This window comes from Salinimicrobium maris (assembly GCF_049680855.1).
Lineage (GTDB): Bacteria > Bacteroidota > Bacteroidia > Flavobacteriales > Flavobacteriaceae > Salinimicrobium.
Window position 1 is genome coordinate 265,279 of sequence record NZ_JBMPGS010000001.1, and the last position, 22,309, is coordinate 287,587.

The 22,309-nt window shown below is 41.1% G+C and carries 24 protein-coding genes; 7 read left to right on the forward strand and 17 right to left on the reverse strand.

Going from position 1 to position 22,309, the window contains the following annotated elements:
• Nucleotides 1-36: 36 nt before the first annotated feature.
• Genes ACOV1Q_RS01310 through ACOV1Q_RS01330 form a run of 5 tightly spaced genes read right to left on the reverse strand, consistent with a single transcriptional unit; the run spans nt 37 to nt 2,743 of the window.
• Nucleotides 37-432 carry a hypothetical protein gene (locus ACOV1Q_RS01310; RefSeq protein ID WP_424492629.1) on the reverse strand — a complete coding sequence of 132 codons (396 nt, stop codon included), beginning with the start codon at nt 430-432 and terminating at the stop codon, nt 37-39.
• Nucleotides 432-599: a hypothetical protein gene (locus tag ACOV1Q_RS01315; RefSeq protein WP_424492630.1), complete on the reverse strand. Its 168-nt coding sequence runs from the start codon at nt 597-599 to the stop codon at nt 432-434. Before ACOV1Q_RS01315 ends, ACOV1Q_RS01310 begins: the two co-directional genes overlap by 1 nt.
• Entirely contained in the window at nt 596-1,615 is a 1,020-nt protein-coding gene (gene pheS / locus ACOV1Q_RS01320) for a phenylalanine--tRNA ligase subunit alpha (RefSeq protein ID WP_424492631.1), read from the reverse strand. Before pheS ends, ACOV1Q_RS01315 begins: the two co-directional genes overlap by 4 nt.
• 51 nt (nt 1,616-1,666) lie before the next feature.
• Entirely contained in the window at nt 1,667-2,386 is a 720-nt protein-coding gene (locus ACOV1Q_RS01325) for a ceramidase domain-containing protein (protein WP_424492632.1), read from the reverse strand.
• The gene (locus ACOV1Q_RS01330) at nt 2,387-2,743 is read right to left on the reverse strand and encodes a hypothetical protein (RefSeq protein ID WP_424492633.1); all 357 of its coding nucleotides are present in this window, start codon (nt 2,741-2,743) and stop codon (nt 2,387-2,389) included.
• Nucleotides 2,744-2,789: 46 nt separating this feature from the next.
• On the opposite strand from ACOV1Q_RS01330, the gene ACOV1Q_RS01335 reads away from it, so the two are divergent.
• Nucleotides 2,790-3,317 (forward strand): CvpA family protein, encoded by a 528-nt coding sequence (locus ACOV1Q_RS01335; RefSeq protein ID WP_424492634.1) that lies wholly within the window; start codon nt 2,790-2,792, stop codon nt 3,315-3,317.
• 84 nt (nt 3,318-3,401) lie between these two features.
• Here ACOV1Q_RS01335 and ACOV1Q_RS01340 read toward each other — a convergent pair whose 3' ends face one another.
• From ACOV1Q_RS01340 to ACOV1Q_RS01395, 12 genes are all read right to left on the reverse strand, one after another.
• Entirely contained in the window at nt 3,402-4,025 is a 624-nt protein-coding gene (locus ACOV1Q_RS01340) for a carbonic anhydrase family protein (RefSeq protein ID WP_424492635.1), read from the reverse strand.
• A 57-nt stretch (nt 4,026-4,082) separates the two neighbouring features.
• Nucleotides 4,083-5,633, reverse strand: a complete 1,551-nt coding sequence (locus ACOV1Q_RS01345) for a SulP family inorganic anion transporter (RefSeq protein WP_424492636.1) — start codon at nt 5,631-5,633, stop codon at nt 4,083-4,085.
• Between the two features lie 207 nt (nt 5,634-5,840).
• On the reverse strand, nt 5,841-6,095 hold the full coding sequence (locus ACOV1Q_RS01350; protein WP_424492637.1) for a hypothetical protein: 255 nt from the start codon (nt 6,093-6,095) through the stop codon (nt 5,841-5,843).
• 110 nt (nt 6,096-6,205) lie between these two features.
• A complete protein-coding gene (locus ACOV1Q_RS01355; protein ID WP_424492638.1) occupies nt 6,206-6,952 on the reverse strand; it encodes a tetratricopeptide repeat protein in 747 nt (248 codons plus the stop codon).
• Nucleotides 6,953-6,954: 2 nt separating this feature from the next.
• A complete protein-coding gene (locus tag ACOV1Q_RS01360) occupies nt 6,955-8,721 on the reverse strand; it encodes a BatD family protein (protein ID WP_424492639.1) in 1,767 nt (588 codons plus the stop codon).
• A 28-nt stretch (nt 8,722-8,749) separates the two neighbouring features.
• Nucleotides 8,750-9,658: a tetratricopeptide repeat protein gene (locus ACOV1Q_RS01365; RefSeq protein ID WP_424492640.1), complete on the reverse strand. Its 909-nt coding sequence runs from the start codon at nt 9,656-9,658 to the stop codon at nt 8,750-8,752.
• Nucleotides 9,659-9,667: 9 nt separating this feature from the next.
• Nucleotides 9,668-10,708 (reverse strand): vWA domain-containing protein, encoded by a 1,041-nt coding sequence (locus ACOV1Q_RS01370; protein ID WP_424492641.1) that lies wholly within the window; start codon nt 10,706-10,708, stop codon nt 9,668-9,670.
• Nucleotides 10,709-10,753: 45 nt separating this feature from the next.
• Complete coding sequence (locus ACOV1Q_RS01375) at nt 10,754-11,758, reverse strand: vWA domain-containing protein (protein WP_424492642.1); 1,005 nt, start codon at nt 11,756-11,758, stop codon at nt 10,754-10,756.
• Between the two features lie 15 nt (nt 11,759-11,773).
• Entirely contained in the window at nt 11,774-13,408 is a 1,635-nt protein-coding gene (locus ACOV1Q_RS01380) for a DUF4381 family protein (protein WP_424492643.1), read from the reverse strand.
• Nucleotides 13,409-13,441: 33 nt separating this feature from the next.
• Complete coding sequence (locus ACOV1Q_RS01385) at nt 13,442-14,308, reverse strand: DUF58 domain-containing protein (RefSeq protein WP_424492644.1); 867 nt, start codon at nt 14,306-14,308, stop codon at nt 13,442-13,444.
• Between the two features lie 81 nt (nt 14,309-14,389).
• Entirely contained in the window at nt 14,390-15,391 is a 1,002-nt protein-coding gene (locus tag ACOV1Q_RS01390; protein ID WP_424492645.1) for an AAA family ATPase, read from the reverse strand.
• Between the two features lie 155 nt (nt 15,392-15,546).
• The gene (locus tag ACOV1Q_RS01395) at nt 15,547-16,356 is read right to left on the reverse strand and encodes a DUF4382 domain-containing protein (RefSeq protein WP_424492646.1); all 810 of its coding nucleotides are present in this window, start codon (nt 16,354-16,356) and stop codon (nt 15,547-15,549) included.
• Nucleotides 16,357-16,510: 154 nt separating this feature from the next.
• On the opposite strand from ACOV1Q_RS01395, the gene ACOV1Q_RS01400 reads away from it, so the two are divergent.
• The 6 genes from ACOV1Q_RS01400 to ACOV1Q_RS01425 all read left to right on the forward strand — a co-directional run bounded on the left by ACOV1Q_RS01400 (nt 16,511) and on the right by ACOV1Q_RS01425 (nt 22,308).
• The gene (locus tag ACOV1Q_RS01400; protein ID WP_424492647.1) at nt 16,511-17,290 is read left to right on the forward strand and encodes an aldo/keto reductase; all 780 of its coding nucleotides are present in this window, start codon (nt 16,511-16,513) and stop codon (nt 17,288-17,290) included.
• 112 nt (nt 17,291-17,402) lie between these two features.
• Nucleotides 17,403-18,158 carry an SDR family NAD(P)-dependent oxidoreductase gene (locus tag ACOV1Q_RS01405; RefSeq protein WP_424492648.1) on the forward strand — a complete coding sequence of 252 codons (756 nt, stop codon included), beginning with the start codon at nt 17,403-17,405 and terminating at the stop codon, nt 18,156-18,158.
• Between the two features lie 36 nt (nt 18,159-18,194).
• Entirely contained in the window at nt 18,195-19,331 is a 1,137-nt protein-coding gene (locus ACOV1Q_RS01410) for an ATP-binding protein (RefSeq protein WP_424492649.1), read from the forward strand.
• Nucleotide 19,332: 1 nt separating this feature from the next.
• Nucleotides 19,333-20,061: a metallophosphoesterase family protein gene (locus ACOV1Q_RS01415; protein WP_424492650.1), complete on the forward strand. Its 729-nt coding sequence runs from the start codon at nt 19,333-19,335 to the stop codon at nt 20,059-20,061.
• Nucleotides 20,062-20,174: 113 nt separating this feature from the next.
• A complete protein-coding gene (locus ACOV1Q_RS01420; protein ID WP_424492651.1) occupies nt 20,175-21,179 on the forward strand; it encodes an acyl-ACP desaturase in 1,005 nt (334 codons plus the stop codon).
• 190 nt (nt 21,180-21,369) lie between these two features.
• A complete protein-coding gene (locus ACOV1Q_RS01425; RefSeq protein WP_424492652.1) occupies nt 21,370-22,308 on the forward strand; it encodes an EamA family transporter in 939 nt (312 codons plus the stop codon).
• Nucleotide 22,309 lies beyond the last annotated feature (1 nt).

Sequence of the window (22,309 nt, forward strand, 5' to 3'; positions counted from 1 at the left end):
TGAAGGGGATTTTTAATTTACTCTCTTTTTAAATCTTTACTTTGCTAATACTCCTTTCTTCGGAATTACAGGAATATCCCCGGCTCTTGATTCAGAAACGCTGTTTTTCTTAAAACTGAATTTGCGCTCATACATTTTATTTTCTGCGAAAAAGGTCACCAGGTATTCATTATCCAGCTGTAGCACCTCATCCTGAATGAATTCGATCTTAGCAAACGAACGTGCAGGTAATTTTTTCAGTTTGTGCCGCATGACCGAGGTTTTTTTCTTAGTACTTTCTCCACGGGCTACTATAAGCACCATTTCAATTTCGGTTTCCCGATCATTTATGAGGTAGACATTCCATTCATCGGTCCTGAATTCCTCGTTGAATTCTCTTACCGCTGCAACATAGACATTCTCAACTTCGGGTATTTCAATGTCTTTTTTCACTAACGCTCAAGCTTGTTTTTTGCCCACTTGTAGAGGCCATAAAGAATTAATGCCGCGGCCACAAATAGAATTAGACCAATGGTGAATTCAATGATTTCTATGGCTACTAAGACAATAATTACTGCAAACGCGATGATTGCAAGGATAACCAGACCTATTGTTTTCATATTGAAGATTTAAATTGTTCAAGGAATCTCAAATCATTTTCATAGAACATCCTAATGTCGCCAATTTGATAAAGCAGCATTGCAATACGTTCTATTCCCATTCCAAAAGCAAAACCTGAATACTCGGCTGGATCTATGTTGCAGTTTTTAAGCACATTCGGGTCTACCATTCCGCAACCCATGATCTCCAGCCATCCCGTTCCTTTTGTGATCCTGTAATCTGTTTCAGTTTCCAGCCCCCAGTAGATATCCACTTCGGCGCTGGGTTCTGTAAAAGGAAAATAAGACGGGCGTAAACGAATTTTTGACTTTCCGAATAACTGCTTTGTAAAGTACAACAAAGTTTGCTTCAAATCTGCAAACGATACGGTTTTATCTATATATAAACCTTCCACCTGGTGGAAGATACAATGAGAACGTGCAGAAATAGCTTCATTCCTGAACACTCTTCCGGGAGAAATCGTACGAATAGGCGGTTTGTTCTCTTCCATGTACCGCACCTGCACAGAGGAGGTGTGAGTTCTAAGCAATACATCAGGGTTTGTCTGGATAAAGAACGTATCCTGCATATCCCGCGCCGGGTGATATTCCGGTAGGTTTAGAGCGGTAAAGTTATGCCAGTCGTCTTCTATTTCGGGTCCTTCAGAAACATTAAAACCAATGTTTGAAAAGATCTCGATGATTTGGTTTTTTACAATAGAAATAGGATGCCGCGCACCAATTTGAACAGGTTCCCCGGGCCTGGAAAGATCACCGTAAACACCTTTTTCTTCAGAGGTGTTTTCCAGCTGCGCTTTAAGTTCGCTCACCTTGTCTTGTGCTGCATTTTTAAGCCTGTTGACTGCCTGCCCAAAATCTTTCTTCTGCTCATTGGGAACATTTTTAAATTCAGCAAAATACTGATTCAAAATGCCCTTTTTGCCTAAATATTTTATTCTGAAATTTTCTACTTCCTCCATTGTTTTTGCCTGGAAAGCATCAATTTCAGAAATGTGTGCGTTGATCTTATCTACCATAACTCCTTACTTTCGGAAACAGCAAATTTAAAAAAATAAAGTGGTATATATTCAGAAACCCCGGGCCTTTTCAAGTGCCTGTGGTTGTTCATTTTCAGAAGTAGTACCTATGAAAATGTAAGACATTAAAAAGAATACGGCAATACCACCAAACAGGTGCCATAGCCAATGTGTGCCCATGAAAAAGAATTCGGTCTCTACGAACCGGTCAAACATTCTAAAAAAAATTGCAAAGGAAAAGCTCATTAATGAAGCTCCTATATATTTGGCATTTTTGAAGCCGGTAGCAATCATGTACCACACTAATGGTAATAATAAGGCCAACGCCGTAGCAATATAACCCACAGTGTCTTTCGAAAGACCGGGAACAGATAAGCGCCGTACTCCAATAGAAATAAAAGCCACAAGAACTATAATTGCTATTTTATAAAGCAGCGATTTTTGCAACCTGAAAATGAAATAAATGGAAGCAGCCATACACAATAGGATGATGGGTACCCAGTCAAGGTACAGCCATACCGGGCTGCTGCGGGTGGCGTGATAGACAGTCCCTCCAATAAATCCAAGAAAAAGCACCGGTATACTAAGTGCTAAAAAATAGTGTTTTGCAGGCTCTTTGTATACCTTAAATGCAAAGTAAATAATGATGCTCAAAAACACCAGATTGCTAAAGGTGTTGAAAGGTTCTACCGGAAACCTGCTAAGATCTGTTTCTGTATACACAGGGCCGCCATCGGCAGCCAGTCTTAAAACCTTTTCGGAGAGCGTCATTTATGTAATGTACTCGTTCTCCAGAAAATACTGTACGATCGCTTCTTTCATAAGCACAGATTGTTCTCCTGCTTTTAGTGCAGGAAGGGGTTCCAGGATTTTATAATGCGGCCAGCCATCATCGTCAAAAAAATCAAATTCGTAATATCCATAGGGCTCTAAAAGTCGACATATCGCGATATGCATAAGATCAAGTTTATGATCTTTTTTAAACTTCCTGTGCGGCTGTCCCAGTTCCTGAAGTCCTATAAGATATATAATAGCATCCAGTTCCAGTTTTTCACCATCTGCAAACTGCCCAGATAATTTCTCCTGCACCTGCTCCCAGCGTATTTTTAATTGTTCATCTCTTGCCATGCCACAAAGATAATTCTAAGTTGGGGATTTTACTATATTTGGAAAGATGAATACACTGGATATCATTTTAAGTATTTTCCTCCTCTTAGGGGTAGTTCGCGGCTTCTTCAAAGGATTTTTTGTGGAACTGGCAGGTTTGGTTGCTCTCATCCTGGGAATTTATGGCGCAATTCATTTTTCCCACAGAATGTATGCGTTTCTTGATCTCTTCATAACCTGGGAAGAAAAATATTTGTCTGTTCTGGCTTTCGCATTAACTTTCATCCTTATAGTTGTGATCATCTCTATTATTGGGAAAATCCTCACAAAGATGGCTGGAATGCTGGCTCTTGGAATTGTTAACCGATTCTTTGGCGGCGTCTTTGGACTGCTAAAAATGGCATTTTTGGCAAGTATTTTCCTGATGTTCCTCAATAGGAGTGAAGCTTTAAAGATTGAGGAGGAAACAAAGGAGGGATCTGTCATTTATCCATCGGTCGCCCGGCTGGCTCCACTTTTTTTACCTGGTATCATAGAGACCATTAAGGAAGGGCAACTTTTTGAGACTTCTTCCGAAGAAGAGGATTATAAATAAAAAAATCCGGCAGGAATTACAGGAATTCCACACCGGATTATTAGCTGAAGTAATTCTTTAGCCTTTCACCTAAAGAAAATATATTTATAAAAGGCTTACTTTTCCGCTGGAGATAGAGTAAACTCCGCCCACAATCTTAATTTCACCTTTTTCTTCCATTTCCTTAAGAATAGGACTTTTTTCCCTGATTCTTTGCATGGTAAGCTTAACATTATTCTCCACAACACCAGCTACAAAAGAATCATTTTTGGAATTCTTTTCTCCATCTGAATTCGTAGCCTCTACAGCAGGCTTAATATTTGAAAGCAAATGCGTGATGTTTCCAAGCTCCACATCGTCACATGCCGCTTTAACCGCTCCACAAGCTTCGTGGCCAAGAACAAAAACCAGTTTACTGCCTGCAACCTTACAGGAATATTCCATACTTCCAAGAATATCAGTGTTCTCGAAATTTCCTGCAACGCGGGCAACAAAAATATCTCCTACTCCCTGGTCGAACACGGTTTCTACCGGCACTCTGGAATCTATGCAGCTCAACACCACTGCCTGAGGCCATTGGCCGCCACTGGTTTGATCTATTTGGCTTGCGTAATCTCTTGAGTGCATTTTATTTTCGGTAAATCTTTCGTTTCCGGCCATTAAAGCGTCTAATACGTTCCCTGGGGTTAAACTTTCTTGTTTCTCTTTGTTTATAATTTCTTTAATCATGATGGTTTAATTAAGTTCTAAATTTGTTTCCAAAAAGGCTTTGCAAAAAGGTCAGTTTTAAGCCGTCTTCGGCTTCATGAAAAATTGCTGATAACTAGCTGGATTTTCTACTATACCTCTTTGAGAAATGATCTTTATATTAATGTTCTTTTCCTCTGCTTTAATTTTAAAATCATCCAGGATTTCTATAATATCGTTGTCAAGATAATGAGTTTTGGTAACATCCATAATAAGATTTGAATTTTCCTTAAGGCTATTCAGCTCCTTAATAATAGCTCCTTTGTTTATAAAAGTAACTTCTTCGGCCAGCGTCATCTTCACTGCCTTACTTCCATTTTCCACATCTTCCTTGTGAAGGAAGTAAGAATTTTGGTAACTCTTTATAAGAATCACACAAATTCCCACTAACAATCCTAAGCCTATACCTACAAGAAGGTCAGCAAAGACAATACCAGCTACGGTTATAAAAAACGGTGCATACTGCTTCCAACCTGCTTTGTACATTTGGACGAAAAGTTGTGGTTTGGCCAGTTTATAACCTACAAGGAACAGAACCGCAGCCAGCACAGATAAGGGAATGAAATTAAGTACCGTTGGAATAATAATCACCGAAATCAACAGTAAAAATCCGTGAATAATAGCCGAAAGTTTGGTTTGCCCTCCAGACTGTATATTTGCAGAACTTCTAACGATCACCTGAGTAATAGGTAATCCACCAATTAAACCTGATACCAAATTCCCGGTTCCCTGTGCAAACAATTCTCTGTTGGTAGGTGTTGTTCTTCTGTGAGGATCCAGCTTATCTGTCGCTTCCACACATAACAAGGTTTCTAGACTGGCCACTAGTGCAATTGTAAAAGCGGTGACCCAAATTTCTGTACTACCAATCATGCTGAAAGAAGGAAAGGTAAACTGGCCTATAAAAGAATCAAAGCTATCTGGTACCGGCACGTTTACCAGGAACTTCTCGCTAATTGCAAACATTTCGGAATCTCTCGTTAGCAGGTAAAAGATAATTCCTAATACCACAGCCACAAGTGGTCCCTGAACCAATCTAAAGATCTTGTTCTTCTTAGTGAGTACTTTATCCCAAAGAATAAGGATTCCCAAACCTATGATTGCAATTATTGTCGCACCCGGACTTATATTACTGAAGGCGTTCCAAAACCCATCCAGAGAATAAATATCTCCCAGATTCCCGTCGTATCCAAAGAAATGAGGGATCTGTTTTATGATGATGATAATCCCGATCCCGGTTAACATTCCTTTGATCACCGAGGAAGGAAAATAGTAGCCGATAATTCCGGCTTTAAGAACTCCAAATAAGATTTGAATGGCACCTGCCAAAACAACTGCCAATAGAAAATCCTGATAACTTCCTAAGCTGGCAATAGCAGCAAGTACGATAGCAGCAAGTCCGGCGGCCGGCCCACTCACTCCTACACTGGAACCACTAAGGGCTCCCACTACTATACCACCAACAATTCCGGCAATTAAACCAGAAAACAATGGGGCCCCACTAGCCAGGGCTATTCCAAGACATAAAGGAAGGGCTACAAAAAATACTACGATACTGGCAGGCAGATCATTTTTAAGATTTTTAAACATATATAATACTTTAGTACGGTAAAAAGCATACATGCTAATTACCTGATTGAATAATTAAGTTGTAAGAAAAAGGAGAGGAGAGAAGTGAATATTTAGCTCCCTCAATCCAGATTTGAAAAGACACGCTGAAACAAGGCCATAAACGATCTTATACACATACAATAGTGCAAAAAACCCTTCTACAGGCAATTCTTCAAGCGAAAAGTATTATACAGTTTTAGGCGGAGGTGAAAGTACATCCAGAAAAACCTGGTGCGCGCCCTCTTTGTAAGAGAAGCGGTTGGCTTCCTGTTGTTGAAGGAACAATATGCTTTCGTAATTTGAATGATGTTCTTCTATGTTGTATTCCACAGAAAGAAGGTTTTTAGAAGAATTTTCCTCCTCATTGGCCGTAAAGGCAAATGAAACATCCACATCTTCATCTATGCAGGTCACAACAGTAGGACCGGCAACAAATGCCATAAACACAAAGGTTAAGATGTAAGCGATTTTCTTCACAGCTGCAAAAATACTATTTAAAAGCTAAATTCAAAATGACCTTCATTAGATAAATGTTAACTCATCATTAAATTTTACAATCGCCGGAAAGTATCTTGCAAAATCCAGCCCTGGTTCCCATTCGCAAGTTCGATCTTGGACCACTGCTGAAAGTCTTCCACTACCTGAACTTTTGTCCCCTCATGCAAAACAAAAACTTCAGCTCCACGAACGTTGGGTTCACTTAGAACCTCAGCCTCTTCAGAAAAAATAATTGCATACTCCTGACTTTCTTCAAAACTCTGGCGCGAATAACCCATAAAGACTGAACCAATGGCTAAAACAAAAAAGAAAACAGCAGCAATGAAAAATGCCCTTTTAAGAACGGGTTTTGAACTGAAGTAGTAAACCAGAAAAAATGCTGCAAACAAAACAACAAAAGTAACGGCGGTCCATCCCCAGCCGCTAACGCTAAACAAGGCATACCCTGATTCCATCCAGCCAGAAAACTGAGATTGCGGAGTTTCTTCAATAGCGTCTATGGCCATATTTTGAGCAAAAACTATATTATTGCGCACGTCTTCATCATTTGGAGCCAGCTGCAGCGCTTTTTCATAATGATAAATACTGGGCGCAATATGATTTAGTTTGTAATGTGCGTTGGCAAGGTTGTAATGTACCGCCACATCAGTTTTACCATCTTCAAGGATGCTGTTGTATCTCTCGATCGCCTGTTCATAGTTCCCTTCGGAATAGGCTGTATTTCCTTCTTCAAAAAGGGCAGATTCCTGAGCATTTACAACTACACTAAAGAAGAACAACAAATAAAAAAGCTTTTTCATAATTACAGCTGTTTATCTATTTCAGAAATTACTTCTACTGCTTTCTCGTAATCCTGTTTCATGGCAACATTAGAAGTTGGTGTATACCTTGCAATTTCACAGCTTGTGAGAAGGCTATTAAACCTTTCAGCTGTTTCGGGAGAAATTCCTTTATCCTGTAGCAATCCTGAAATTCGCTCCTTACTCATCTCGGTGGTCTGGATATGAAGTTTTGCTTTTAAATAATTATGCAGGGCTTTTTCAAGAGAAACATAGAATTCTTTTTCCTGTCCCAGATTTTTCTTTGCTTCGGAAAGATATTTGCGAGCCAGTTTATCGGCTTTTCTAATTTTGTTTCCGCGTACGTCATCTGCTCTCGCTTTTCGTTTTTTTCCGAAGATCAATACCAGCGGAATTAACAGTAGAGGTGAAACAAATAAGGCCCAGAACAGAGGTGATCCAAAAAAGGCATTTTCACCTATAGGTTTTAAAGAAGCATTTAATTTTATGTATCTAAACTGGTTTGCGGCAGCAGCTACCGGTTGCTTATTTGAAATTACGCTTCCCGGTGAAGGGGAAGCAGCTACAGCAGGTCCTGTTGCGACATCAATCAAAATCTCTTCTGAAGTAAGGGTTTTATAGGTCTCACTGTCAAGATCAAAGTAAGAAAATGACATTTCTGGGATAGGATATTTTCCTTTGCTCTGCGGAACCAGGGTATATGTGTTTTCGATGCTCCCTTGCATTCCATTGAGCGTCACCTTCACATTTTCGGCATACTCCGGCTCATAGATTTCCATAGAAGCAGGTACGCTTAAATCTGGCAAATTGAATAGCTTCAGATTTCCTTTACCGCTCACCCGCACTTTTGCTTCCAAAGACTCGGTGGCAGCTAAAGATGATTTATCTGCACTAACGCTAAAATTAAGGTTCTCACCCACAGCACCGGTAAAATCGGCGGGGCGACCTGCAGCAGGAAGGGGCTTCACATTAATGGTTCTGTTACCGGCGGCAACTGTTTTATCTACCGTCGTATAAATTCTTCCGCCAAATATATCCCTGCGTTGTGAAGGCACATCAACAGAAACTGAAAGCGTTAAAGGCTCTAGATTTAATTCACCTGTTTTTTGAGGATAGAGAACTGTCTTTTTAAGTTCTACATATCGATACGGCTCTCCTCTATATTCTCCGTTTTTTACCTGAAATTCCCTGATACTGATATCCTGACTCCAAAAGTCACTATAGGTGGGATTATCAATTTGGCGCCAGTTGCTCACACTGGTTCGCGGACTCACATACAGTTTATAAACTACCGTTATCGCCTCATTAAGGAAAGGATTAGTATTGGAGATTTCAGCAACAAGATGAAGATTTTCAGCCGCGATAGATTCGGCGTCATTTCCACCGGTAGGTTGATCTACCGCTGCAGTCACCTCCACTTCAATAGGCACTGTCTTATATACTTCGCCATCGATGGTGATCTCTGCCTGCCCAATGGTAAAATTACCACGGCCTTTTGGAGCGAGAAAATAACTGTAGGTTTTGGAATAACTTCGCTTCCCGTTGATCCAGCTGTTGCTCACAGATTGGTTGGGCCCGCCAACCACTGTAAAATTGCTGAACTGCGGCGGCCTGAAATTATCACCGTCCTGGTTCATTTCAAAATCAACACGCAAACGTTCATTTACGCCCAAAGTAGTTTTACTCGCAGAAGCCTCAAATTTTACCTGGGCCATTGCGAGGTTTGAAATTACTATAAAAAGTGCTGTAAATAAATACTTGATCTTCATGCTTCTGCTCCCTGTTTTGGGTTCACTTTTACCAGTCTTTTTCAGAGGTTGTTTTGCCTCCTTTTGCTTTTTCGGCATTTATTTTATCCTGAACCTTTTTCTCTTCATTCCCCATAGCTTCCAAAAGGTTCTTTACCTGTTGAGGAGAAAGCTGACCGGGCACAGGTTGCTGTTGCTGAGGCTGCTTTTCTCCATTCTCCCCTTTTTGATCCTGTTGCTTATCTTGTTTTTGATCGTCTTTAGGATCTCCCTTATCACCTTTCTGGTCTTCTCCTTCTTTTTGCTCTTGTTTATCCTGGTCGCCACCTTCTTTATTTTGCTGTGGCTCACCATCCTCACTCTGCTCTTTTTCTCCCTGGTCACCTTCTTTATTCTGGTCGTCCTGCTGGTCCTCGTTTTTCTGATCCTGATTTTGATCTTTATTGTCATCATCGCCACCGCCATCTTTTTGCTCTTCTTCAAGCATCTTTTTAGCCAGCGCCAAATTGTAACGGGTTTCGTCGTCACCAGGATTGCTTCGAAGCGCATTTTTGTATGCTTCTACTGCCTCTTGGTATTTCTTCTGCTTCATAAAAGCATTTCCCTGGTTGTGAAAAGAGCTGTGTTTTATCTCTTTTTGAGGCGTCACTTCCGCAGCCTGAGAGTGCATTTCCACAGCCTCATGATTGATCTCTTTATTGTAATAAAGATTTCCTAAATTATATCTTGCCGCTGCGTTAGCAGGATCTTTGGCAATCGCCTGCCGGTAATATGCCTCGGCAGAAGCAAAGTCGTTATCCGACAGCGCCTCTTCGGCTTCCTGCATATACTTTTTTGCTTCCTTCATGGCTTTTTCAGGGCTTTCCTGTGCAATAAGCGGTTGCTGCACAGCCAAAAATGCCATTATCATCATCGTTTTCAGAAGAAAAGAATTCGGTATGATTTTGCTATTTTTCATGCTCATCTTCTATTTAGCGTTCTCATTGAACAAATTCAGCTTGCGTAACCAGGAAGTTTTCCTTTCCAATAAGAATATATCCAGAAGAAGGAAAAACAAACCTAGTGCCAAAAACCATTGAAATTGTGATTTATAATCGGCTACCTGTTTTGCCTCAAATTCTTTCTTGTCCATATTCTGAAGGATTTCTGTCACTTTTTCAGTCACTTCACTGGTCACATTTCCTTCTATGTATTCCCCATTGGCTTCCGAAGCGATCTCCTGAAGGGTTTGTTGATCAAGTCGGGTAATCACAGTTTCCCCGTTCCTGTCCTTTTTATAACTTTGGATAATTCCATTTCTCTTCTCTGGAATGGGTCCTCCTTTTTGAGTTCCTACCCCAATGGTATAGATCTGTATACCCTGCTCGGCTGCGGCTTCTACCATGTTTTCAATCTCCCCCTGGTGGTCTTCCCCGTCACTTAGAATAAAAAGTACTCTGTTGGTTTGATCCTCATCGTTGTAATAGGTAGTCGCCAGCTCAATAGCTTCGTTTATAGCCGTTCCCTGGCTGGAGACCATATCGGTGTTCATACCCTGCAGGAACATTTTCGCCGCAGAATAATCGGTCGTGATTGGCAACTGCGGAAAAGCACTTCCCGCGTAAGCTATAATTCCAACCCTGTCGCTCGCAAGATTATTAATGATCTGTGTGACGAGTTGTTTGGATTTCTCCAGGCGGTTGGGCGCAATATCTTCTGCCAGCATACTTTTGGAAACATCTACGGCAAAAACCACGTCAACACCTTCCCTTTTTACAGTTTCCAATTTTGTACCAACCTTGGGATTAACCAATGCTACCACGAGACATGCAATCGCAAGGGAAAGTACTACGACTTTCAATATTGATTTAATTATTGAGCGGTTTGGACTAAGCCTTTGGAAAAGATCAATATCAGCAAATTTTTTCTGTGTTCTTTTCTTCCAGATGATCACCAGAAGGAACAGCAAAACCAGCACCGGAATTGCCAGCAGGAACCAAAAATATATTTTTTCTTCTAACAGATACATTTAAACCTCAATTTCAATTTTCCTTTAAGCAGGTGCAAAAATTCCTTACACAAAACTTCTAAAAAGGGTGTTTCGCAGTATGATTTCAACCAATAGCAAGAGCCCTGCCAATAATACCAGCGGACGGAACTTCTCTTCATAATTATAAAACCTGAATTCTTCTATTTCGGTTTTCTCAAGTTCATCGATTTCCTCGTAGATTTCTTTCAGTTTGTCATTGTCGGTCGCTCTAAAATAGCGGCCTCCGGTCATTTCGGCTATATTCTCCATCAGCTCTTCGTCAATTTCCACCGGCACTCTCCCATACTGGAAACTGCCGTCAGGCCGAATTGATACAGGTGACAATGCCGTACCATTACTTCCCACGCCTATAGTATATACTCTAATCCCGAATTCTACGGCCAGTTCACTGGCAATTTTAGGATCTATAAAACCTGCATTATTTACTCCGTCGGTCAATAATATGATCACCTTGCTTTCTGCTTCGCTGTCTTTTAAACGATTTACGGCAGTTGCAAGTCCCATTCCAATAGCGGTTCCATTTTCCAGTACGTTGTTGTACTCCACATCTTCAAGGGCATTAAGCACAATAGATTTATCGCTGGTAATAGGCGTTTTTGTAAAGCTTTCACCAGCGTACACCACCAGTCCAAAACGATCTGTAGGACGACCTTTTACAAATTCTGCTGCCATCTCTTTGGTTGCCGCTAACCTGTAAGGTTCAAAATCTCTTGCCAGCATACTGGCAGAAACATCTATCGCGAGGGTGATATCAATCCCGCGCGTAGAACTTGTTTGAGTAGAAACATCTACGGTGCGCGGTCTTGCCAATGCAGTGATCACCAGTGCCAGGACCAAAAGCCGCAGGATAAACAGAATCGGCCTTAATCTCACCAGAAATCCTGGGCTGCCCTGGAATCCTTTTATGCTCGAGATCTTTAACTCTGCTGTTTGTTGATGGCGCTTCCATACGTACCAGCCAATAGCCAGCGGCAGCAAAAGCAAAAGCCAGAAAAACTGCGGATCTTCAAAAGTGAAATTCTCAAACATTAATTTCCTGTATTTTTAAAGTTCAACCGAATTAATAATTCGCTGCGTGATCTCATCGGCATAGGCGTCATCTTCACTGTAAATTATGGTTACTTGCTGAAAACCGCCTTTTTCTGCGAAATTCAGTATTGCATATTCATTGCTGCTCAACTCATCATTAATTGGGTTTTCAATATCCAGGGTTCCATAGATCCTGATTCCTTCTACACCATTCACAGTGGTAAAATTCTCCTTTTTCATTAGGATATTCTTTGCTCCCCGGGCTTCAAGTGAACCGTAGATACCTTCCACGCCGGCTTCAAGGTCAAATTGCTGCCCCACAACCGGAACGGTGGTAAGAGCTACATAATAATTCCCAAGAAGGCTTCCGGAGAGAAAAGTTTCACTTCCCGCCATTTGTTCCTTTACTTCTTCAGGGACATCTATTTCGCCTCGCTTCAGAACCCTTGGGGTGGTAATTGCCACTGCTGGCGTGCCATACTCGCTTCTTATCCATTCCCCTTCCAACAGCTCTTTTGTTGGATGCCCCAGGTAATTATCCTTCACATAATCAAAACCTTTGGTAGTGACCATATAAGCTGTAAAGGCTGCAATCACCATACATACCAGAAAAACTCCAATAATTATTTTCCTGATTTTCTTCTTTTTTGCCACTTTTTGACGATACATTTCGTCCCGTAGCAATTCCTCTTCGGTGGGTTCCGGTTTAGAGGCCTTTGTGTCGTTAATCACCCATTCCACATTAGAGCGGTCTTCCTTAGCGGTGATCACGTTGGGTTTAGAATTTGCAAATTTCGCCAGATCGGCACGTTGAAGGATTTTTCTTAACTTCTCTATAGTACTGTCATCTATCTTAAGATTTCCCGCACGTTTTTCATTTTCCAGATAGATGATAAGCTCTCCCGTAGTACTTTCCATCGCATGATCAAAGATCTCTTCATCAAGATAACGCCTCACCGCTGCCGAAAGCTGGGAATAATATTCCTTGATCTCACGCTTCTCGAGCAAATGAGAATCATCCAGCTGTTTTAATTCAAATAAAGCCTGTTCATATGGAGGCAATTTCTTAATAGCATCCTTCTTTTTCTTTCTTCTTCGGAAGAAAAAATAAACCAATAAAAGCAATACGACTATTCCCAACAGCCACCAAACCCAGCCGGGAACAGAAAAATCTGAAGGCACTTTAACGGAAGGCTTGATAGGATACATTTTTTGTTTTGTAGTATCTACAAGTACATTTCTCACTTCCACCAAAATAGAATCTGTGGAGAAACCTTGATCGTTGATAAGAACCCTCTGCTGCGGAATGGTATAGGATCCCGAATCAAATTGTGTAAGCGCATATTCTTTTAGTAACCTCAACCTGTCCTCTACTCTTGAAGTGTCAACCTTATAAGATTCGATCATTTCAAGTGGGGAAAAAGTCTGCCCTTCGGGAAAAATCACAAGATCATTCTCCCCGGCTTCCACAGCAACACTATAGGTTATTTGTTCGCCTATTTTGATTTGAGCCGTGTCAATTGTGGCTTCAACTCTTTGCGCATTTGCAGTAAATGAAAAGAAAGAAAACAGAAAACAGAAAAGAACAGGAATAGACATCCACCTCTTCCCAGGTTCTGCATTTTGCACCATAATTCTTAATCTTCTCATTTTATGTTCAATTATTCTTTTTGACCTTAAAAATCAGGCTCTTGTTTTAAAATATCCCAATAATTTTTTGACATAACTTTCGTCCACTCTTGTGCTTAAGTTGCCCGCTCCGCTTTTCCTAAAGCTTTCCTTAAAATAATCTACCCGCTCACGGTAATACTTCTCGTAGTTCCTCCTTACCGACTTTGAAGAAGTGTCGACCCATATCGTTCGATTGGTTTCTTCATCCTGCATTTGCACAAGACCCAGGTTTGGGATTGCTTCTTCGCGAGCATCATAGACCCTAATTCCTGTTAGGTCATGCCTACCACTGGTTATTTTTAAAGTGTGCTGGTAATCTTCGGCCATAAAATCCGAAAGTAAAAAGACGATCGCCTTTTTCTTCATCACCTGGGAAAGAAATTTCAGGGCCTGGGAAATATCGGTTTTCTCACTTTTAGGTTCAAATTCGAGCAATTCCCGAATGATCCTTAAAACATGAGAGCGACCTTTTTTCGGCGGAATATAAAGCTCCACAATATCCGAAAACAGGATCAATCCTATCTTATCATTATTTTGGGTAGCCGAAAATGCCAAAGTTGCGGCAATTTCTGTAATAATATCTTTCTTAAAGCTTTGGCGTGTTCCAAAAAGTCCAGAGCCTGAAATATCTACCACCAGCATCATGGTGAGCTCCCGCTCTTCTTCAAAAACTTTTACAAATGGTTCATTGTAGCGTGCGGTGACGTTCCAGTCAATATTGCGTACATCATCACCAAATTGATACTGCCGTACTTCGCTAAAAGTCATTCCCCTTCCCTTAAAAGTAGAATGGTATTCCCCGCCAAAAATATGATCACTCAGGCGGCGGGTTTTAATTTCTATTTTTCTGACTTTCTTGAGTAGTTCCTTCGTATCCATTTTTTTCAATTCACAATTAGCAACAAACAATTAGCAATGACCGAATAACCTGATCATTGATAATCTATAATTGATCATTGATTAAGGGACTTCAATTTCATTGACGATCTTGGTGATAATATCTTCAGAAGTGACATTTTCAGCTTCGGCTTCATAAGTAATACCTACCCTGTGTCTCAATACATCCTGCACCACCGCCCTTACGTCTTCAGGAATAACATATCCGCGGCGCTTGATAAATGCATAACATTTTGCCGCAGTGGCAAGATTAATACTTCCCCTTGGAGAAGCTCCAAAACTTATAAGCGGTTTTAGATCTGCCAGATTATATTTTTCAGGAAAACGGGTAGCAAAAACAATGTCCAGAATGTATTTTTCGATCTTTTCATCCATATATACCTCCCGAACCGCCAACTGCGCCCTGCTTATTTGCTCCAGGCTCACCACAGGATTCACCTGCTCAAAAGCACCCTTTAGATTGGCACGAACAATTAACTGCTCCTCTTCCATCTGCGGATAATCAATCACAGTTTTCAGCATAAACCTGTCCACCTGCGCTTCTGGCAAAGGATAGGTTCCTTCCTGTTCCACCGGGTTTTGCGTCGCCATTACCAGAAAAGGACGATCAAGAATAAAAGTTTCTTCACCAATGGTTACCTGCTTTTCCTGCATGGCTTCCAGTAAAGCCGATTGTACTTTGGCAGGAGCACGGTTGATCTCATCTGCCAGTACAAAATTGGCGAAAATAGGTCCTTTTTTAATACTGAAGTCATTCTCCTTCATGTTAAAAATAAGCGTTCCCACAACATCTGCCGGAAGAAGATCGGGTGTAAACTGAATTCGGCTGAAGCTCCCGTGAACTGCTTTAGAAAGGGTGTTTATGGCGAGGGTTTTAGCCAGGCCCGGTACACCTTCCAGTAGAATGTGCCCCTGGCCTAAAAGACCAATCAACAAACGTTCTACCATGTGTTTTTGACCAACGATCACTTTCTTCATCTCATTACTGAGAATGTCTACAAAAGCGCTCTCTCTTTCTATTTTTTCATTGATACCGGCGATATCAACCGAAGTATTTTCCTGCATCTTATACTAAAATTTTATGTGGTGAAGATAGCTACATAAAGCTAACGCGGCAAATTCAGCAAATATTCAGCCAACAATTGTTAACGATTTGTTAAAATAAGAAAAGCAGCGAAGTTTGTCCGCTGCTTTTCTATTCATAATATCTAATTCGTTGTCTATCCTTCCGGAAGGAAAATTACATCTGGCAATTCTGTAATACTTCCTACCTCTACCTGCACATTGTTAACTACAGAAAATTTAAAGTTCGATCCAACATCTGGTGTCACTGTTAACTTGTAAGTTCCCTGCGGAAGACCATTCAGTTTAAATTCCCCCTCGCTATTCGTGTATGCAGAAACAGTAGTACTCGCGTTTTCAGCTACCACAAGTGAAGTAATATTTGTAGGATGAATTGTTCCCATAATACTTCCTGTTTCGGCCATTGCAGAAAGACGTAAAACCGGGTGCAGATTATAATTTCCAGATGCACCGGCTTTCACCACAGATTGATCTACATCAAAATCCATAATAAAATTGTACTCGATATCTGCCTCCAGTTCCTTATCTACCTGAAGTTTTAACCCAGATTGCTGAGCGCTGGGTGTTTGCAGGTCATAGGAAACACCGTCTACAACTACAGTGTTGTTTTCTCCCAAAACAAGCCTCATCTCGCTAATAAATCCGGCAGAGATCTCAGTTTCGGCTAAAAGCTCTGTTTCACCACCGGTTAGAGTAAGCAGGTTATAAGTTCCTGTACGTACACCTTCCAGACTTATCCAGCCTTCTTCCCCATCATCGCTCGCTTCTCTTTTAACCATTACATCTTCCACCTCTACCCACACTTCTTCATAGTCTCCCGGGGCATCGGTAAGTTCAACGGTGATTCTTGAGGTTTCCTCATTTCTCCCGGAATTGTCATCTTCGCTGCAGCCAACGGCTAGCAGAGACAGGAAAAACGACATAAATGCAATTGAATACTTCTTCATAATTTGCGGTTCTTTTTAAGTTTAGGCCATGATAACGCCGGTAAACAGGAGATTATTTAGCGATTTTGAAAAATTAACTTCTGTTAACTATCCTTAACCGTCCTTTAACAGCAGCGGCCTCTCTCAACATTTATTAGTTTCTTACTTTTAAAAAATGAGGAAAAAAAACACCTATTCCAGAATAATCCAGAATGTATTTAACTGGGGCACAGCGCAGGAAACCTTCCAAAAAGGCAAAATGATCCACCTGCTTCACTCTTGCGTTGAAAATGATATTACTTCTTTCGACGCGTGCAGTGAAAACGGCGAGACGGTTAAAAAAACCTTCGGAACAGCCCTGAGCGAAAGCGGACTCAGCCGCGATGAAATTCAGCTCATAGGGAAGTTTAAAAACCATACTGAAAAAGACCTTATTACGCAGGTAGACGGCTTATTGCTGAACATGCGGACAGATTATCTCGATCTCCTTCTACTGGAAGCTCCACAGCAGCCAGAAACATTGAGAAATGATTTGGAAAAGCTGTCTTCCCAGGGAAAAATAAGTGAAGTAGGCGGTTTTAACCTTCAGGCGCAGGAAATTACAGCTTTTAAAGAGCATTTTTCGCTGAGTGCAAATTATTCTGAATTTAATTTTTCTGCTTCGGAAGAAAAAAATGGACAGTCTCAAGAATTTTCCGAAGAAATTGTACAAATGATAGAATTTGACCCTAAAAAAATCGACAGAATAGTCGAAAATGATATTTTCAAACAACTTTCTGAAAAATACCATTGTGATAAAGGACATTTACTGCTTTCCTGGCTCCTCAACCATCCTTCTCACCTGCACCCGGTAATTTCATTTGACAGTGAAGAAGAAATCGCCCGTGCTGTAAAGTCAAAAGAAGTTTCTTTTGATCCCGTAGACTGGCAGAAAATAAATTTCCTCCTAAAATAACATTTTTGGAACCTCAGCATTTTCTTTCCTAATGTTCTACAGAAAAAGAAGTGGAGTTTGTAATTTTGAGAGAATCAAATGAAGGTGGTTTTCAAAACCCTATATAATTACTATGACTAAAACAGCCCTTATCACCGGCGCAACCAGCGGAATTGGAAAAGCCACTGCAATTGCTTTTTCTGAAGAAGGCATCAACCTCATTATTTGCGGAAGACGAAAAGAAGCCTTGAAGGATCTTCAAAAGAAGCTTGAAGGAAAGATTCGGGTTCATGCTTTATCTTTTGACGTGCGAAACAAAGAAGAGGTTTTTAAAGCCATTGAAAGCCTTCCGGAGGAATTCCGGCAGATTGATATTCTGGTGAACAACGCCGGGAATGCACATGGATTAGATCCTATTCAATCTGGCAGCATTGAAGACTGGGATGCCATGATAGACATCAATGTCAAAGGACTTTTATATGTGAGCAAAGCAGTAATTCCACAGATGGCAGAGAGAAAAAGCGGTCACATCATCAACATAGGTTCTATTGCAGGGAAAGAGGTTTACCCAAATGGAAATGTCTACAGCGCCAGTAAACATGCGGTAGATGCAATAAATAAAGGCATGCGTATTGACCTGAATGAACAAGGAATTCGCGTAGGCGCCATTCATCCAGGATTGGTTGAAACGGAATTCAGTGAAGTCCGTTTTAAGGGAGATCATGAAAGGGCAAAATCTGTCTATGAAGGGTTTGAACCTTTGCATCCTGAAGACATTGCAGATATTATTCGGTTTGTGGTGACCCGTCCTTATCATGTAAACATTGCCGATTTGTTGGTCTTACCAACAGCCCAGGCAAATTCTACCACAGTTCACAAAAATAAGTAGCTTCAAAAAATCCAGACGGAAAAGCAGCTTTTCAGCATGATCAACAAGCGCCTTTTAATTAAGAACCTGCTCGCTCACAACAGCGAAAACAGCTTCTATGACAAAAAGCGACAGGTAAATTTTTCAGAAAAAGAAGGAAAAGCTAAATTTCTGAAACACATTTGTGCACTTGCCAATTCTAACCCTTACAACAATTCCTATATCGTGATTGGTGTGGAAGACGAGGACAATGCTATAAAAGGGGTAGATTTCTTTGACGACAGTAAGATCCAAAACCTCATCAATGCGTATCTGCAAAATCCGCCGCAGGTTTCCTATGAAAACATTCCTTTCCCACACCTGCCTGAGGATCTCGTGGTGGGACTGGTAAGTATTCAGCCCAATAGCGGCGAAATTTGTTCGCTTCGGAAAAACATCTGGAAATATACCACAGGCACCGTTTTCTTCAGGGAAGGCAGCATAAGTATGCCTTCCGGAGCACCTTTAAAAGATGCCACAAAGAACAAGGAAGCGGTGGCTGCTATCGAAGCTCACTCCCAGAACAACATTGAGTTAACGCTGGATGGCGTTTTTGATTTCTTTGAAAAACACCAGGATATCCATCCCACTTACAAGGTATTTAAGGAATATTTCGTGGTATGCTGGTCTGGCAAGAAAAAGAAAACCAAAGAAAACACCTATTATTCCAGAGTTGACATTGCATTGATCAATGAACAGGTAAAGCTTTTTTATTCAGAACTTGATGAAGTGAGCATTGAAATCACCGAAGACCGTTTTCGGGTCATTGAATACGTGCACCTGGGGCTGAATGATAATTTCAGGTATTATCCGCTGGAGGAAGTGAACATTTACTTTAGAGACAACGCGACTTATGATATTCAAAGCACTCTACTTTTTGAACCACCGCAGTTCGACCGGAAGAGTCTTTATCATATTTACAATACCAACAACACCCTGATCGAAAAAATAAGAAAAAATATACCTTTGACCCCTCACGAGAAAAAGGACCTGCATTACCTGCCTTCAACGTATCTCATTTGTTACTTCAACGGTTTTGAAGATGCCATGGAGCGGCTTGAAAATTCAAAATTCCTCCTTAAGGAATACAGCGATGAGCTTTACCAGCTACACAAAGACAGCAGCAGGATCCTAAGGAAAGTAAAATATAATTAACATGAGCAGAGTACTGGCAATAGGAGATATTCATGGAGGATTGAGAGCGCTCATCCAATTAATGGAACGCGCAGAAATTACCCCGCAGGATCGTTTGATCTTCCTGGGAGATTATGTAGATGGTTGGAGCGATTCGGCAAACGTGGTTTCCTATCTTATCGAGCTCGCCAAACAAAACACATGTATTTTCCTCCGCGGAAATCATGACGATCTCACTCATCGCTGGCTCAAGACAGGAGAACTGAATGACAAATGGCTTCAGCATGGCGGGCAGTCAAGCATTGATGCCTACAGGAAGTTTACCAACAAAGAAAAAGAAGAGCATATTGAATTTTACGACCAAATGCTCAATTACTATATTGATAAACAGAACCGGCTTTTTGTTCATGCCGGCTTCACCAATCAAAAAGGCCCGGAACAGGAATATACTCCTACGCCTTTTTACTGGGATCGCACGTTATGGGAAATGGCACTTTCACTCAATCCAAATCTAAAACCCGAAGAAGACATCTTCCCAAAGAGGCTCTCACTTTTTGAAGAAATATTCATAGGGCATACTCCCGTCACCAGGATTGGCAAAACAAAACCTGTAAACGCTGCCAATGTTTGGAACATTGATACCGGTGCTGCTTTTAAAGGCAGAATTTCCGTCATTAACATAGACACCAAAGAAGTCATTCAAAGTGATCCCGTATGCGAATTGTACCCGGAGGAACAGGGTAGAAATTAAGAGGATTTTAAACGTCTTGTATTTTTTGTTTAGTACCTTTGTAGATCAATTTAACTGCAAAATTAACCTGTGGTTTGGTTGTTGATTAGTACTAAAGAATAGAATTAAAATATATGGCCTTAGAAAATATTAGATTAGAAGTCATGAAGACTGTGGAGAAATCCATAGATGATTTTGTGGACAAATATCTTGTTCCCGTGGAAGATATCTGGCAACCGACAGATTTGCTACCAAACTCTCAGGACGAGAACTTTTTTGAAGATGTACGGCAGATTCGGGAAGAGGCGACTGAATTGGGATATGATTTCTGGGTGGTTCTGGTAGCCGATATGGTAACCGAAGAAGCATTACCTACCTATGAATCCTGGTTAATGGACATGGAAGGTGTAGAGCAACACGGGCAACTGCAGGGGAAACAGAACGGCTGGGCCAAATGGATCCGTCACTGGACCGGGGAAGAAAATAGACATGGAGACACCTTGAACAAATATTTATATCTCTCCGGAAGGGTGGATATGAAAGAGATCGAGAAAACAACTCAATACCTAATCAATGATGGTTTTGATATTGGAACGGGAAGAGATCCTTACCGAAACTTTATCTACACCAGTTTCCAGGAATTGGCCACCAATATTTCTCACAAACGTGTAGGGCAACTGGCTCGAAAAAAGGGGAATAAGATGCTTGCCAAAATGTGTAATATCATTGCCGGCGATGAAATGCGTCACCACCTGGCCTACAGGGAATTTGTAAAGACAATCTTCGAATATGACCCCAGCGAAATGATGCTGGCTTTCGAAGATATGATGAAGAAGAAGATCGTAATGCCTGCTCAATTTATCCGGGAATCTGGGCAGGGCATTGGAGAAGCTTTTGAAAACTTCTCAAATGCCGCACAACGACTGGGAGTTTACACCACACACGATTATATTGATATTCTTCAGAAATTGAATGATTATTGGGAAATCGATAAAATGACATCTCTTACAGACAAAGCCGAAAAAGCGCGGGATTACCTTATGAAGCTTCCCGACAGGATGACCCGAATCGCCGGAAGGATCTCTGTACCACAGGATCAACATCAGTTCACCTGGGTAGGCGCTAACGGAACATTATAGCATTCAAAAATAGCATCTTAAAACCCGCTTTTGAAAAGAAGCGGGTTTTTTAGTGGCCAAATACAGGATATTTCTCATTTACCGGCCAAACTACTGCATGCCAGATCGGGTCCTGCCAACTCCTAAAAATATTCCTGCGGAATAATAAAGTTTCTCCCTAATTTTACCCTTTTTAAAATCACAAAGGCGCATGAGCAAAGCTTCAAAACCTGTTTTAATCATTCTGGCTTTTTTTGCGACTTACGTGATTTGGGGCTCCACCTATCTGCTCAATAAAATTGCAGTAACCGAATTGCCCCCGTTCATGCTGGCCTCTATTAGATTCACAACAGCCGGGATTCTAATTTTTATATTAGCAAAGATTTCAGGCAAGAAACTTCGTATTACCCGCAAGCAGCTTACGAATACCATCATCGCCGGCTTTCTTTTTCTCAGCTTCGGAAATGGCGTGGCCGTATGGGCACTTCGGTTCATTGACAGCGGATTTGCAGCTTTGGTCATTTCAGCCCAGCCGCTAATGGTGCTCTTACTCATGTGGCTTATTGACGGCAAGAAAATCAAATCCACTTCTATGCTGGGAGTTGGTTTGGGTTTACTCGGAATATACTTACTGCTAAGTCAAAAGCAGGTAACGAGTGAGGAAAATTCCATTTTAGGCATCCTTATGATCTTTGGCTGCCTTATGAGCTGGGCCTACGGCAGCATATTCGTGAGCAAAGCAAACCTGCCTTCCAACTATTTCGTCAACACAGGTTACCAAATGTTCACGGCAGGCATCCTGCTAATGATCGCCAGCTACTTTTTTAAGGAAGAATGGAGCGCTCCTGCCACGTGGACTGCACCCACACAATGGTCTATGATCCTCTTAATTTTCTTCGGAAGTATTATTGCCTTCACTTCCTTCAATTACTTACTAAAGGTAGTTTCTCCCGAAAAAGTGGCCACTTCTACTTACGTCAACCCTGTCATTGCCATGTTCCTGGGCTGGTATTTCTTAAATGAAGATATCACCACCCAATCTATAGTTGCGGCCGGAGTATTGTTGACCGGGGTTTTCTTTATCAATACCAAGAAGAAACTACTCATGCTCTCCAGGTTCACCAACCGGGCTACAACAAAATCCAAATAAA